The sequence below is a fragment of the Bradyrhizobium sp. NBAIM03 genome, assembly GCF_020194055.1.
GTDB classification, from domain to species: Bacteria; Pseudomonadota; Alphaproteobacteria; order Rhizobiales; family Xanthobacteraceae; genus Bradyrhizobium; species Bradyrhizobium yuanmingense.
On the sequence record NZ_JADYVS010000179.1, the window covers coordinates 1 to 433 of the forward strand.

1 protein-coding gene is annotated in these 433 nt (G+C 64.9%); it reads right to left on the reverse strand.

All coding sequences use genetic code 11. From position 1 onward, the window contains the following. On the reverse strand, window positions 1-386 hold a 386-nt coding region (locus I6F21_RS37980), incomplete at its 3' end, for a Phenylacetic acid catabolic protein (protein WP_172963706.1). Window positions 387-433 lie beyond the last annotated feature (47 nt).

Below are 433 nucleotides of genomic sequence, written 5' to 3' on the forward strand. Positions count from 1 at the left end.
TACTTCGCCCGGCCTTCGTGCAGCGCGTCGATCATCTCGTCGCGCGAACTGCCGAGCGTTTCTGCGGCGGAATAGAGATAAAGGCCGTGGCCCGCTTCGTCCTGCACCTTGGCCAGGAGGATGGCCTTGCGCTTGAGCGACGGCGCCCGGCTGATCCAATTGCCTTCCGGCAGCATGCCGACCACCTCGGAGTGCGCGTGCTGCGAAATTTGCCGCAGCAGCGTCTTGCGGTACGGCGCCGGCATCCAGTCTTGCGGCTCGATTTTTTGGTCGGCCCCGATGCGTGCATCGAAGCGCGCCTGCAAATCGGCTTCGCCTTGAGAGGCGGCGGCCAATTCCTGCTCCGTTGGCAAACCGCCGGGTTGGTCGAGGCTTTGGGTGTACATGCGATCCTCCGGCCGCTTGCGCGGCATGTGCACGGCACGTCATGCGC